Below are 12,571 nucleotides of genomic sequence, written 5' to 3'. Positions count from 1 at the left end.
CATGTTTGAAGGGTTAAAAGTAGTTGTTGGCCTAATAAGTTTTATTATGGTGTATCGCACCATAACTGGGAACTGCAATAAATATTTAGCGTTTGCTATTTGCGCTATATGGCTGCGATTCTTTTTGTCGGCGTTTCATACTATTACGTACCCTTCGTTGGTTGCGGGCTTTTCGATAAATGCGCTTTCGAGTATTTCTGTGGCTGGGCTGGGGCTATTCTTTTTGCCGTTTACAGTATTTACCCTCAAGAAGCTTTTTCCATTTTATCTATTTTTTACGGTAATCGCTGTCAGCGGTTTTGTGAATATGAAGATACCAGGTGCAATAAATGTATTGGTTAAATGGTGTTACTTCTTAGTTTTGGCAGGGGCATTATTTCTATCTATACGAGTTCAAGGGCAACAGGAAACATTTAAAAAGTTATTAGTAGCATTTGTGATGCCGGTGACAATGCAGGTACTGTCTATTTTGTTAGGGCATGCAAAAGCAGCTGAAGCAGATGGTTCAACCAGCTTTATCGGTGGTTACAACCACGAAGCCGCCTTTTCAATGATTATAGTTAGTTTCATTTTCGTAATAGGACTGACTAAGCCAAACTCCATTCGCTTCAGAACTGGCTTATTTTCCTTGGCTATATTGCTACTTGTTCTAGTGAACTATAGAACTTCGGTACTTACGATTTTGCCTATAGCGGCCGTTTTTTATTTCACGCTTGTCGAGCAACGGTTAAAACCCTCACAAAAAGTGCCTGTGCTGACAATCGTCTCTATGGTTATCGTTGCATCGTTTATGGTTTTGTCATTTACCATGCGTGAACGCTTCTCTGATGTAGGTCTGCTAATTAGTAACTTAGATATTATTTTTAAAGCGCCAATATATTTTAGCGAAGCCGAAAAAGACATTATGTCGGCTCGCGTATTCATCTGGAGTCAATATATAGATGGGTTTGTGAATGCTAATGCTCTTAACCAGTTAATTGGGTTTGGTCCTGATTCTTGGAAAGGAGTATTCGCTAAATATGCGCATAATACCTATGTATCAAATCTTTATGAATATGGAGTAGTTGGTTTCACCGTTTTTATTTTCATGTTTGGATATTCGTTAAACCAAGCATTAAGAATCAGCAAAAGTGGTCTATCTAAAATAGTAGCTTTTTCAATAGTTGGTTTTTTAATAATGAATATGGCAACAATGCCGCTTTGGAATATCGAGGGCTTAATATTCTTTGCAATTCTAATTAGCGTTGTTCTTGCTTTATCTGCACCGAAAAAGCTTTTTGATCCAAACTTACATAACAATCAAGTCATGAGGTTCGCCAAATAATATGAAGATATGTGCGATAGGTTTACGCGGAATACCCGATGTTATGGGGGGCATAGAGTCACACTGCCAGCAGTTATACCCACGTATGGTAGAAAAGGGCGATTCAGTAGTAGTTATTGCGCGTTCACCTTATGTAAGCGGAAACAAATATACCTACAAAGGTGTAGACGTAGTTAGTGTATGGACCTTAAAACATAAATTCTTAGAAACCTTTATGCACACTTTTTTTGCGATTCTGTACGCAAGAATATTTGTACATCCAGATGTAGTTCATCTTCACGCTATTGGGCCTGCATTGTTTACTCCGCTCGCGCGGTTGCTAGGTATGAAAGTAGTAGTGACACACCATGGTGCAGATTATGACCGACAAAAGTGGAATGGACTAGCGAAGTTTATTCTAAGATCTGGCGAAAAAATGGGAGTGTTATTTTCAAATAAAATGTTTGTAGTAGGAAAAACTTTAACGAACAGGCTGAAAAAAGAATTTTCAAATCAAGCTGGAAAAATCGAATATGTGCCCAATGGCATGTTGCCCTCATTTACAGGGGAGATTAGTGCAAGTGCACTTCCCAAGGAATTAGGACTCTCCTCAAATAGCTATGTTCTCACAGTGGGCAGGCTGGTACCCGAAAAAGGCTTTCACGATTTGGTGGCTGCCTACCAAAAAGCTAATACTTCTTTAAAGTTAGTTATAGTCGGCCAAGCAGATCATCAGGATGAATACGCGTGTACATTGGTAGAACAAGGGAGCGATAACATTATTTTTGCTGGCCGGAGGTCAGGCGATGAACTTAAAGCGTTATACAAACACGCGAGAGTATTTGTATTGCCGTCATATCATGAAGGTTTACCTATTGTTGCGCTTGAAGCTATAAGTGCGGGTACGCCTGTAATTCTTAGTGACATCTTACCTAATAAAGATATCGAAGCACCGGTAGATAGCTATTTTGAGGTTGGGGATACTGCAGCTCTGGCTAACAAATTGACCAATTTAGATTCGCTAGATTTGGCGCTAGACCAGAATAGGTATTTATACATTTTTAATTGGGACCGAATTGCTGATAATACCCTTAGTTTAATGAAAAGCGTTTTTATAAAAGGTGCTAGCAGGTGAGCTTAAATATTTCAGTAGTCATCACTACCTACAATCGACCCGACTGTCTCTTAGAAGCTCTAAATGGTGTAAAAAGCCAGCTTTATTCACCATTTGAAATTATCATTATTGACGATAATTCGAGTCAAACATACGAAAGCGCTATGCCTACTATCAATGCCCTAGGTGCTAGGTACTTAAGACAAAACGTCTCTTGCGGGGCAAACAAGGCTCGAAATTTAGGTATTGAAGAAGCTAGTGGCGAAGTAATTGCTTTTTTGGATGACGATGATATTTGGTTACCGGAATATCTGACAACTTTGGTTGGCCATTATGAAGCTGGTGCTGATGCTATCGTTTCTGGTTTTAAACAGTTAGGTAATGAGGATGTTGTCGTTGTGAACAATGATGAAGAGGTGACTAAACCATCACTTCTTCGAGGAAATACCTACTGCGGAATGAGTGGCTTCAGTGCCAAACGTGAACTATTGTTGATGCACTCTTTCGATGAATCATTAAATAATGGCCAAGATTGGGATATGTATGTAAGACTTTTTCAAAAAGGCGTTAAGTTTAAAAATATACCTAAGCCAGTTTTTTTGTATAGATTCCAAAATGAAGATGGCATCGGTGCAAAAGTACGTAAAATGAAACCGGAAGACATTGATAAAAGGTTGGGGTCTGCATATAAGCATAAGGTTTTTCTTGGTGACTATTGGTTTAAAAAACGAGTCTGTGAACAAATCTTGTTTTCTCTTAAACATAAGAATGAAAAGTCACGCTGGATCATCCAAGCTCTTAAAATGGCAGGTGTCAGAGCTACCTTTGTTTTCTTTTTTAATGCACTCAAACGTAAGGTATTCAATAGACCTATGTCCATATAAGAGTGATTCTCCGATTACTCTCCTACTTATTAAAAATTAAATGCGTGGTTCACATGACTTCAAACGTAAAAGTTTCTGTAATCGTTCCCGTATGGAATGATGAACGAAGAGTTGTTAAATGCATTAACGCGCTTAAGAGTCAACAGTTTGTACCTGAAGCTTACGAAATAATAATTATTGATAATGGCTCTACTGATAGGACTTTTGAAGAAATTCAAAGGATTGAAGGTATCACTGTTTTACAAGAGCTTCAGCCTGGTTCATATGCTGCAAGAAACAAGGGGCTTTCGGTTGCTAAAGGAAACTATGTAGCATTTACAGACTCTGATTGCGTTCCAGATAAAAACTGGTTGGCTTCTCTAATTGAGTGCGCCGAAACTCAGAGGGATATAGGTGTAGTCGCGGGTGATGTTAGCTTTTTCAAAGATGACGCTGATATTATTGATGATGCATCTCTAGCATACGAGAGCTTTTTCTCAATGAATCAAGAAGAGTATGCGAGGAGAGGCGTTTGCATTACAGCAAATTGGCTGTCGAAAAAAAAGACACTTCTCGAGTTAGGTGGGTTCAACGCCAAACTTAAATCGGGAGGAGATCATGATATGGCAAAGCGACTTACTAACAATGGTTTAAGTGTTGTTTTTTGTAAGCAGGCAGTAGTTGCTCACCCAGCCAGAAATAAGCAAGAAATTCTTAAGAAAAGAAGGCGGGTTATCGGTGGCTCTTGGGATAAAACAGACGGCAAGCTCAAGTCCATAAAGCTGCTTTGGGAGGCCGTTAAACTATATATCAAACGTACGCTTCTTGTGTTTTTTTCGAATGAAGCCTCTCTTAAACAAAGGTTATCGGTCTTTGGAATCATATCAGCGATATTCTTTGTATCGTTATCAGAAATAGCGAAGCTCACAGCTGGTCAACAAAGTACAAGAAGCTAAAAGGAATAATATAAATTGAGCAGGATAGTAAGTGCTACTTCATGGACGACATTAGCGACAATAGTAAACCTACTGCTAACGATGGCGCAGCTCGCTATATTAGTGCGCATTTTAGCTCCAGCAGTATTTGGTCAGTTCGCCGTTGTTAATATGGTGATAGAGGTATTTGTTGCTTTCGCTTTGGGAGGAATCTCGAACTTTCTAGTATATAAAAAGAATGCAGACCAACCCACAAGCAATGCCATATATTTTCTTGCTCTTGGGATAGGCGCAATATTCAGCTTGGTGTTATTTTTTATTAACGCCCTTTTTAGCAACTGCGCTTGGGTATGAAAGCATAGTCCAAGAACTAAGGTTGGCCACTGTTTTACTAGTAATTTCATCTATTGCCTCGCAATATCAAGCAGTAGGAATGAAAAACTTTCATCATCAACGGGTAGCGCAAGTTGATATATTTGCGAAAGTCCTATCCTTTGTGTTTGCAATCAGTTTTAGTCATTTGGAGCTACTTTGTTTAGTAGGAGCCACTATCGTATACCAGTTAGTTCGTCTGGTTGGGTTCATGATGGTTTTGGGAAGAGAAGTAAACCTAACGACTAAAGTAAATACTGCTATTTATCGTGAAGCTTTCAATTATGGAATATTTGACTTTGGATCTCAGGCTCTAAATATTCTAAGAAGGCAACTTGACGTTATTATTCTAGCTGTAACCCTTCCGAGCAACGAATTAGGGGTTTACCATGTTATAAAGCAACTTGCCAGCAGACCTGCACAGGCACTACAGCCTATTATAGGTAAAGTGGCATTACCCGCATTTGCAGAAGTAAAAGAAAATGGAACGCGATTCGCCAGAGTCTATAAAGACTTCTTTATACTACAACTGTTTGTACTAGCAATTATTTACATACCAGTAATCATCACGTCAGACCTAGTCACAGCGTTGTTCTTCGGTTCCGATTTTGTGCAACATAGCTGGGTATTATCAATACTTTCAATATTTTGGTTCATCCGTGTAGCTAGTTCTAACTTAGTCGGACCATTAGTTCAGGCGACTGGCTTTACCAAGAGAAATTTTCTCTGGAATGTAATTTTACTTTTGCCTAATACACTAGTTATTTATGCGTCCTCACAGTATGGTGTAGTTGCTCTGGTCTCGGCGATGGCTGTATTCCAGCTTATCCTGTTTCCTATTGTGAATTATTATTTCATATTATTTATCACAAACGTCAGCTTCCCTTTTTCAGTTAAAAATATGCTTATAGTCGTGACTTCACTGTCTGTCCCGCTAGCCATACTAAAGTATTTTGTTTTGCCTTTTATACCCGAAGTATTTTTGGTAAAAGAAATCATTGTAGCAATGCTTACATTTGCTATAGCCGCTATGTTGTTGGTCTTCTACAAAGAGCTAAAAAACTCACTTATAAGAGTAAAAGGATTTTAAATGTCAATTTCCAAAAAAGTTTACTTTTTTGTACGGACGTTCCCTGTGTTATCGCAAACGTTCGTCCTTAATCAAGTAAAAGATCTCAAGAACCAGGGAATGGATGTTCATGTGTTGGCTGTAAATCCTATTGATCATACTTCTTCAATACTAACTTCCATATTTGGACCGGATGTGGATGAAAAAGTATCGTCAATATTACCAGAGCCGCACTCAAAAAAGTCGTGGGTATATATGCTCCTCGGGGCATTGTTGTGCGCGTGTGTTAAGCAGCGTTGGCCGATTTTAGGTTTAGCAAGCCGGCTAATAAAGAAGAAAAATTTTTTTACGGCAAAAGATTTACTATGTTTAGTTTGGCATTTGCGGAACAAAAAAATCGTTATGGAAAATTGCATAGCGCACTTTGGAAGTAATGGTGTAGTACTAGATTATCTCCGAAATGCTGAACTTATAGACTGTGAAAACCTATTTACGGTTTTTCATGGTTATGAAATAAGTCGTTATGACCAATTGAAGTTATGGAAAGAAGAGTATGGCAAGTTAGGTGGAAAGTTGTTACCTATTAGCGAACATTGGGCTGAATCTTTAGTTAATTTTGGTGCTAACAAATCGAGCATAGAAGTCGTCCATATGGGCGTAGATGTCGATACTTTTTCTTTCAGCGATAAAGAACTATCTTCACCACTTCAGGTGCTTTCTGTCGCTAGAGCGACAGAAAAGAAAGGACTTAAGTATGCGATAAAGGCAATTCTAAACACGGAAGTAGAGTGCCACCTAACGTTGATTGGTGATGGAAGTTTGCTGCCAAATTTAAAAGAGATAGTGGAAAGGCATGATAACAAACATAGAGTAAGCTTTTTAGGTGCTTGCTCACCCATAGAAGTTGCTAACGAACTAAAACGTACTGATTTATTCTTACTCCCTTCAATACAGGACCGATATGGTGACAAAGAGGGTATTCCTGTATCGCTGATGGAAGCAATGGCTAGCGGCGTAATCGTGTTGTCAACATATCATAGCGGAATACCGGAACTTATTGAAAATAAGAAGACAGGCTTCTTAGTACAAGAACATGACAGTGATGCTATAAGCAATGCAATATTAGATATATCGAAGCGGCGGGACCTGAGTGAAATACGTGATAATGCTAGAAAAAAAATAGAGCAATCTTTCAATTCGAAAGTTTTGAGAGATGACTTGATTAAGATTTTAGGTAGATAGGGAAAGCACATGTTAGGTATAAAAACTGCAATAAGTTATCATATTAAGAGTTATCTCAATATTTATCCCTATCGTCGCTATATGTGTAAGCATAATTGCATTTTTATTCATATACCCAAGGCGGCGGGTACAAGCGTGCTACACGCTTTATCTGGCTCTACTAAGCATGTTCAACGAGACCATTGCTCAGCTTTCAATTTTAAAAGCGCGGACAAGAAGCGTTTTGAAAGAAGTTTCAAGTTCGCATTTGTACGCCATCCAGTTGATAGACTGCTTTCGGTTCACCGTTATTTATTGTCTGGTGGAAATGGAACTAATAATAAGCGGTTAAGTGCACTTATAAATAGTGAATATAATCAATTCGATGACTTTGTCCTAAATTACCTTAATTCTATGCGGATACATACAGAAGTACTTTTCAGGCCGCAATTTAGTTTTTTATGTAATGAATATTTTGAAGTGATGGTTGACTTTGTAGGTAGATACGAAAAGATCGATCAAGATTTCAAAGTCGTAGCAGATAAACTCGATCTAAATACTACGTTACCTAAATCTAACGTTTCAAAGTTATCTAATGGGTCAGATGTTTCTGATAATGTTCGCGAAAAAATATTTGATTTGTATTCAAAAGATTTCGAATTATTTGAATACTAGTTTCATATTAACGTCATATAGACAATACATTCGTGAAAATCGTTACTGTCAGAAATATTTACAATATATATTCTCGGAATACTGTGTTTTTTATAAGCTGTTGATTTTAAAGGGTTTTATGTGGTGGCCTAAATTTTGCTTTATTGATTTTCAGTAACATATTAATTATTTCAAGTATTATTGAGGTCCATATGAAGAAGTACATTGCAGCGCTGCTACTTGCACTTACCACAAGCGTTTCTCACGCAGCACTTATCGAGTATAAGTACACTGGTATAGACAGCACTTTCGACGCGAGTTCTAGTCTATTGGATTACATCAACAACAGCTCGTCTGCTACTACATCAAATGCATCAGCTTTTGATATGGTTAATTCTGAAACTCAGTCAGTTTCTCACATCTCGTTTGAATTTGATTTTTCTTCGCTTGTTCAATTTACTCTTTTTGCTGGCTTAGACGCGTTTTACGGAGCAGAAATCTACGTGAATGGGTCGAATGTTCTAGACACCGAAGATGATCTTTGGTGGAGAAAAACGTGGACAAACAGTGATGTCCAGTCAGTAGATCGCTTCAATTGGATTAACTAAAATTGATGTTGTTTGGGCTGAAGAGTGCTGTGGTGGGCTTAGCAGTATCGCTTTTTCATCTGACTTGTTAGGTGGTGATTTGCTGGTTTTGACTGATGAGAACATTCAGGCGTTGAATACTGCATCATCTAGCAATGTTGCACAAGTTCACGAGCCTTCGGTTCTCCTACTTTCTCTAGTTGGTGCTTTTTTTATTGGTGCACGACGCTTTAAGAGATAGTCTTTCTGACTCGTCTTGAAATAGGTTGACACTTATTTCGGTTAAAATGCCCGATGTATTCCATCGGGCGTTTTGTATTTAAGGGCCAGATGTGGCCGCCTACCATTATAGATTGCTACTGACTCTGCAACCATCTTTCTCGCTTCTTCTAAATCTCTTGGCTTATAGAGTAAGTATTCATTTTTAAGAAGTATCCGTCCGGTAATCCCCACATTCAATTCATAAATTAGCTACGGCATGGTGTTCTCTTTTTGTTAAGGAGAATGACCATGCCGCAATATCAACGAAGAGACATCCAAGACTGGCTCAACTTATTCGAGCAGCGAAAGCAAAGCGGGCTCACCGCAGTGGCGTTTTGTCGCCAACAGCAGAATAATGTTCAAACTTACTACACCAAGCGTCGTGATATTCGGTTACAGCGAACAAGCAACAAGTTTGTTCAGGTGAAACGTGAAGTTGCCAGACGCTTACATTTGAATAATTATAAAGGGCTTAACAGCCCCTTTTTTTGTAAGTTGCGCTATAGCGAATAATGATTAGATGTCCCAACTCTGATTGACCTTGAGACAAGTAAGCTTTCAAACAAGAATTATTTATTCTTTACGTAGAACTGCTTCGTAAATAGTTCGATCTACCTTGGTGAACTCACGAATTCTTTCCATTATTGCACTATTATTATATATCTTTTGAGCTTCATCACTATTAGGCGTGGTATTTTTACTACTAACTTTTATATTAGCACCGAATTTGTTGTTGAACTGTTTCTGCCAACTCTCTAAATCTTCAAGCACACCGACACTTGCAAAATTCGCTAGATTTAAAATTGCAGAATCAATAGCTTCATTTTTATTAGCCATAATTTCTTCGTATGTACTAAATTTTGAAAAGAAACGTGCGTATGTTGTACTTGAAGATTTGGCTTTTTCTGTATCTAAATACTCAGAAATTTCACTATCATTCTTTAACCACGAAGAGGACTTGAATCTATTATAAACGTACTCAGACACAAAGCGTTTTTCAGGTTCACGTAAAATGGTTATAAAATTCCAATTTTTAGAGAATTCTGAAGTTACTTCCGGGCGGGCCCTACAATGACCAGTTATGAACACTTGGCCTTTGGAGTTAAGGTAATTAACAAGTTGAGCTTCTCTTACCGTCATCATGTCAAGGTTCAATATCTCGCTCGCGACCTTACTTCCCTTTAAATCGATATTATTAGTGAAGCGAGATGCTTTTAATATCTTGGGATAAAGAGATTCGTAAATCGCGTCGGATAACGAAACGCCCCCACACTTAGGCACGTGACAAAAAAACACCTTGGGGTAGCTCTCTAAAATTTTTTCGACCTTCTTCTTTATTTGCTGCCTCAAACTAAATCCTTAATATTAGTTGTTTTTAACTTTATATAATTAGAATAGAGACCGTGAAGCAAGTATTGATCCTAAAAATTAAATTTTAGTTTTTTAAACGGATTTATCGCACCACGATGTGTATTATTTTAAGCCTGCCTTATTACAGGTTTATTGCTTTCAATATTTGCCATTTTGTTTACAAAGAAGTTCAGGTCTATTCACTTACTCTTATATTGCTAAATACTACCTTAACTTTGTTTTCTATGGGGGTAACGCTATCGTAATCTAACAATAAATATAAGTAATCTATCTGCCCGGTAATGTATTTTCCGACTGGAAACTCAACGGCATTACTACTCTCATCAAAGTTGGCTGTACCATCTAAACCCCACTCTTGGGTTCCTGAAAACCTAATTATTCTATTGCTTGTTTCTTTAGTGTCTGTTTCCATTCCGATACCGACAATCTCTGCTTGACCTTCTATTTTTAGTTTAAGGTTAACGATTGAGCTTTCAGTTAATACACAATTAATCGGAAAACGTATCCAGTTATTTCCTGTCATTGTTACGGTACCTTCCGGCGACACTACAGTGGTGCCATATTTATATTGTTTAGTAATTGGAACATACGCAGTTTGTTCTAGATTAAATTCGCAAATAGTTTCTGGTTCTTTGATACTAGGAGTAAGAGCTACCATTTCTGTAAAGTTAGGTATGGTATTGCCCTCACTTATGGAGCTGGTTGATGGCATCAATGCTTTCAAAGATTCAACAAACTCGAGGTTGTCTGAAAGGGGATGTTCAGAAAGATTAGTTAAGTCGAACTCATATCTTGCGTCTTGTAAGGTTTCGTTAAAACAAAGGTCATTGCTACTAACACTCCCTATAAATTTTTCTTTATCAAAAATACAGTAGCCAACTGAGCTTCCTGTATTTTGAGTAATGATAATGTTATTTTTTGTATTGACCCAAAAAGTTGAGTCTCCAACGACTTTAGAAGCTGCTATTCCATTTCTCTGAACGTCAATAAAATTTTCAAAGATGAATGTCTGTCCTGCAGGCTTAGACATGAGGCCTCCAGCTTTTATCGCAGTCCATTCTTTTCCTCTATCGTCACCTAAGTTATGAATAAAGTTATGAAACAAGTAACTTGGTCCTAAGAGATTCGGTGCAATACTAATTCCAGTATAACCTTGAATAAGTTCATTATCGTATACCAGAACATTCTGCTGCCCCCCATCAATTTCAATGAGGTCGTCGTTTGCATAAGCCAAATAATTGCCATGAATAGCTGAGTTTTTTACGAATCCGCCACGGCGTTCTGTGTTCATTCTACCTTCGATGACATCGTTAAATCTGTGATCTTGACTACCGTAGAAACGATTATTTCTAACTATAAATTCACCCCGGTATGCATCACTGTCATGATATGCCCAAACTTGAAGCGCATTTGCACCTTTAGGGTGACCAACCGACCAATTATTTGCTCCTAGATTGGGGCTATGTACTTCACACTCTTCAATCACAGCAATACCGCTTCGCTCTAAGTAAATACCCGAATCGTAATTGATAGGGGAGTTACTTGTCGGGCTTGAGTAAGCTTTGCCGTTTCTAATATCAACTGCTTCTCTTCCATACTCCGATACGTTGCAACCTTTAATCCAGATATGGTGTGCCTTTTTTGCAAATATACCGTAACGCTGCCCGCCTTTAACTGTAAGATTTTCTAGCATAACGTACGAGTTGTTACCAATATTTACAGCCGCAAGTACATCGCTGCCAGCTTCAATAACGGGGCCGTCGCCTATAATTTTTGCATAGCCATCTGCGCTACCTTCTATATTTAGCGCTTCTAAATCCAGTTGTCCGCCAGAATATATCTCAGAAAGGTAATAAATTTTATTTGGGTCGATAGGGGGCGTATTAGGTTTTGTTGTTGTTTGAAAGGAATGTTCAACGATATCGCCATAAGCATCCGTGACGGTTACTTCTATATGATACGTAGTGCTTGCTTCTAGGTACACTATGCTTCCAGCGAATGACCCGTAAATTGGCTCCCATGCTAAATCTAGCCCTTCACGCCAATAAGTATCATCTTCGGCTCTAAATTTAACGGTGGCAGTACTTTCTTCATCCTGGCCGTAAATTACTAACCCTATCGAATTAATAAGCGGGGTAGCTGTATCTTCAAATCCAGAAGCTGATGCGGCAAAAACTATTGTAGGGTCTAACCCTGCTGTAATCGCCGACTCGTAAATATCGTTTTTGCTTAAACCCGAATATGTTGAAATGATTTTCATCCACTTTGCAGTATCAATGGGATAAAAAGCAAATAGAGCGGAGGCTTGATTAGAGGTTATATTGGCAAACCGCGCTTTCTTTTCATCTTCACTGATAGGTGGGCTAGGTATTAACACATGTTGCTTATACAACTGGGCTATCTCGTCTTCGTACTTTTCAACAATGGTCGATAAGTTTTTAGGGCCTTCGTAATTAGCTAGTAATGAGCTTACGGTATCACTATCGCTAATATTCGCATGAACATAGCTATACAAAATATCACCGGGTTGGCTCCCCTTCGTATAATTCTTATCATTCTTGCTTATAGTGGCACAAGAAAGCGTTAAAAAAGACAGCAAGCCGATTAAAGTGAAGCAAAAAATAGATGAGTTTGAGTTAGTAGAGTGCATGGTATATGCCTATAGATTGAAAAGCATGACAAGAAAACTAGGGCTGTTTTAAAAGGGTAGTGCTAACGTTGTTACGTATCAAGGTGCAAGCTGGGATCTCGCTAATTAAATTAGTTACAGTCTCTAGAGGTTGTTGATCTTTGTATGAAAAGCAGCCGGCATAGCAACGAG

General features: G+C 38.3%; 12 protein-coding genes and 1 pseudogene. 10 read left to right on the top strand and 3 right to left on the bottom strand.

Annotation, left to right across the window (positions count from 1 at the left end):
• The first annotated feature begins 1 nt into the window (after position 1).
• The 9 genes from ACX5J7_RS16070 to ACX5J7_RS16030 all read left to right on the top strand — a co-directional run bounded on the left by ACX5J7_RS16070 (position 2) and on the right by ACX5J7_RS16030 (position 8,139).
• Entirely contained in the window at positions 2 to 1,324 is a 1,323-nt protein-coding gene (locus ACX5J7_RS16070; protein WP_498707512.1) for an O-antigen ligase family protein, read from the top strand.
• Position 1,325: 1 nt separating this feature from the next.
• Positions 1,326 to 2,438: a glycosyltransferase family 4 protein gene (locus ACX5J7_RS16065; protein WP_498707511.1), complete on the top strand. Its 1,113-nt coding sequence runs from the start codon at positions 1,326 to 1,328 to the stop codon at positions 2,436 to 2,438.
• Positions 2,435 to 3,301, top strand: coding sequence for a glycosyltransferase family 2 protein (locus tag ACX5J7_RS16060; RefSeq protein WP_498707510.1), 867 nt, complete (start codon positions 2,435 to 2,437; stop codon positions 3,299 to 3,301). The genes ACX5J7_RS16065 and ACX5J7_RS16060 overlap by 4 nt, the downstream gene beginning before the upstream one ends.
• A gap of 53 nt (positions 3,302 to 3,354) precedes the next feature.
• Entirely contained in the window at positions 3,355 to 4,236 is an 882-nt protein-coding gene (locus tag ACX5J7_RS16055) for a glycosyltransferase family 2 protein (RefSeq protein ID WP_498707509.1), read from the top strand.
• An 81-nt stretch (positions 4,237 to 4,317) separates the two neighbouring features.
• Positions 4,318 to 4,569, top strand: coding sequence for an oligosaccharide flippase family protein (locus ACX5J7_RS16050; protein ID WP_498707551.1), 252 nt, complete (start codon positions 4,318 to 4,320; stop codon positions 4,567 to 4,569).
• A 4-nt stretch (positions 4,570 to 4,573) separates the two neighbouring features.
• Positions 4,574 to 5,677, top strand: coding sequence for an oligosaccharide flippase family protein (locus ACX5J7_RS16045; RefSeq protein WP_498707550.1), 1,104 nt, complete (start codon positions 4,574 to 4,576; stop codon positions 5,675 to 5,677).
• Complete coding sequence (locus ACX5J7_RS16040) at positions 5,678 to 6,898, top strand: glycosyltransferase (RefSeq protein ID WP_498707508.1); 1,221 nt, start codon at positions 5,678 to 5,680, stop codon at positions 6,896 to 6,898.
• A gap of 9 nt (positions 6,899 to 6,907) precedes the next feature.
• Positions 6,908 to 7,552: a sulfotransferase family 2 domain-containing protein gene (locus ACX5J7_RS16035; RefSeq protein ID WP_498707507.1), complete on the top strand. Its 645-nt coding sequence runs from the start codon at positions 6,908 to 6,910 to the stop codon at positions 7,550 to 7,552.
• A gap of 191 nt (positions 7,553 to 7,743) precedes the next feature.
• Positions 7,744 to 8,139 (top strand): hypothetical protein, encoded by a 396-nt coding sequence (locus tag ACX5J7_RS16030; RefSeq protein ID WP_498707506.1) that lies wholly within the window; start codon positions 7,744 to 7,746, stop codon positions 8,137 to 8,139.
• Between the two features lie 261 nt (positions 8,140 to 8,400).
• Here ACX5J7_RS16030 and ACX5J7_RS16025 read toward each other — a convergent pair.
• Positions 8,401 to 8,550: pseudogene (locus ACX5J7_RS16025) on the bottom strand (integrase core domain-containing protein); the annotation flags it as partial.
• A gap of 78 nt (positions 8,551 to 8,628) precedes the next feature.
• Between ACX5J7_RS16025 and tnpA the strand changes: the two are divergent.
• Entirely contained in the window at positions 8,629 to 8,892 is a 264-nt protein-coding gene (gene tnpA, locus ACX5J7_RS16020; protein WP_498707504.1) for an IS66 family insertion sequence element accessory protein TnpA, read from the top strand.
• A 60-nt stretch (positions 8,893 to 8,952) separates the two neighbouring features.
• On the opposite strand, the gene ACX5J7_RS16015 is transcribed toward tnpA, so the two are convergent.
• Together ACX5J7_RS16015 and ACX5J7_RS16010 are read right to left on the bottom strand one after the other, a co-directional pair.
• A complete protein-coding gene (locus ACX5J7_RS16015) occupies positions 8,953 to 9,729 on the bottom strand; it encodes a sulfotransferase family 2 domain-containing protein (protein WP_498707503.1) in 777 nt (258 codons plus the stop codon).
• 196 nt (positions 9,730 to 9,925) lie between these two features.
• Positions 9,926 to 12,400 carry a right-handed parallel beta-helix repeat-containing protein gene (locus ACX5J7_RS16010; protein WP_498707502.1) on the bottom strand — a complete coding sequence of 825 codons (2,475 nt, stop codon included), beginning with the start codon at positions 12,398 to 12,400 and terminating at the stop codon, positions 9,926 to 9,928.
• Positions 12,401 to 12,571 lie beyond the last annotated feature (171 nt).

Source organism: Alteromonas infernus (assembly GCF_902705815.1).
This window is presented reverse-complemented; position numbering and strand designations above follow the sequence as displayed.

Bases quoted from the DNA above. Each gene is read 5' to 3' on its own strand.
- ACX5J7_RS16070 (WP_498707512.1), top strand. From the start codon at position 2: ATGTTTGAAGGGTTAAAAGTAGTTGTTGGCCTAATAAGTTTTATTATG.
- ACX5J7_RS16065 (WP_498707511.1), top strand. From the start codon at position 1,326: ATGAAGATATGTGCGATAGGTTTACGCGGAATACCCGATGTTATGGGG.
- ACX5J7_RS16055 (WP_498707509.1), top strand. From the start codon at position 3,355: ATGACTTCAAACGTAAAAGTTTCTGTAATCGTTCCCGTATGGAATGAT.
- ACX5J7_RS16050 (WP_498707551.1), top strand. From the start codon at position 4,318: ATGGCGCAGCTCGCTATATTAGTGCGCATTTTAGCTCCAGCAGTATTT.
- ACX5J7_RS16040 (WP_498707508.1), top strand. From the start codon at position 5,678: ATGTCAATTTCCAAAAAAGTTTACTTTTTTGTACGGACGTTCCCTGTG.
- ACX5J7_RS16035 (WP_498707507.1), top strand. From the start codon at position 6,908: ATGTTAGGTATAAAAACTGCAATAAGTTATCATATTAAGAGTTATCTC.
- ACX5J7_RS16030 (WP_498707506.1), top strand. From the start codon at position 7,744: ATGAAGAAGTACATTGCAGCGCTGCTACTTGCACTTACCACAAGCGTT.
- tnpA (WP_498707504.1), top strand. From the start codon at position 8,629: ATGCCGCAATATCAACGAAGAGACATCCAAGACTGGCTCAACTTATTC.
- ACX5J7_RS16010 (WP_498707502.1), bottom strand. From the start codon at position 12,400: ATGCACTCTACTAACTCAAACTCATCTATTTTTTGCTTCACTTTAATC.